We start from the raw sequence: 892 nt of genomic DNA on the forward strand, positions 1-892 counted from the left end.
CAGTTGCTCCACCAGCGCGAAATGATCCGCCCAGGCCGGCGCCTGCCAGCCCTCCAGCCGGGCCATCTGCGCGGCCCGCGCCGGGCTGTCCGGGCTGGCATAGTCCAGCACCGCCTCGCGCCAGGCGGCGCCGTCCAGCGGGTTCAGGTAGTCGGGCACCTCGCCGCCCACCTCGCGCAGCGCCGGCAGGTCGGAGCAGATGGCCGGCACGCCGGCGGCCAGCGCCTCGGCCAGCGGCAGGCCGTAGCCCTCGGCGAAGGAGGGGAAGAGCAGCGCGCGCGCGCCCTGCAGCAGCTCGGCCACGCCGCGATCGGGCAGCTGGCCGACCTCCTGCACCAGCCCGTGCAGCGCGGTGCAGCGCTCCAGGATGTCGACGATGTTCTCGTTCTCCCAGCCGCGCTTGCCGATGATCAGCAGGCGCGGCGTGGCGGCGCCATGGGTGCGCGCCATCTCCCGCCACAGATGCAGCAGCAGCAGGTGGTTCTTGCGCGGCTCGATGGTGCCGAGGGTGACGAAATACGGATCCTCGCCACTGGGCGCTTGGCGCGGCAGGGTGTCGATGCCGAGCGGCGCCACCAGCACCGGCGGCGGCGCGGCGCGGCCGCCCAGATGCGGCGCCAGCGCCTCGGCCGTGGCGGCGGAGTTGACGATGATGCCATCCGCCAGCGCCGCCGTGGTGCCGATGCGGCGCAGATGCTTCTCCGCCTGGCCGGGGCGGGCATATTCCGGGTGGGTGACCGGGATCAGGTCGTGGATCAGCGGGACGAAGGCGCAGCCGGTGCGGCGCAGCGCCTCGATCGGCGCGGCGCGGTCCAGCGCCTGGTGCGACACCAGCAGATAGGCCAGCCGCCGGCCGCGCTGCAGCAGCCGGGCGAGGTCGCCGCGGCCGAGG

General features: G+C 74.8%; 1 protein-coding gene. It reads right to left on the reverse strand.

Annotation, left to right across the window (positions count from 1 at the left end):
• On the reverse strand, positions 1 to 892 hold an 892-nt coding region (locus HMPREF0731_RS22000), incomplete at both ends, for a glycosyltransferase family 4 protein (RefSeq protein WP_007006471.1).

Source organism: Pseudoroseomonas cervicalis ATCC 49957 (assembly GCF_000164635.1).
Lineage (GTDB): Bacteria > Pseudomonadota > Alphaproteobacteria > Acetobacterales > Acetobacteraceae > Pseudoroseomonas > Pseudoroseomonas cervicalis.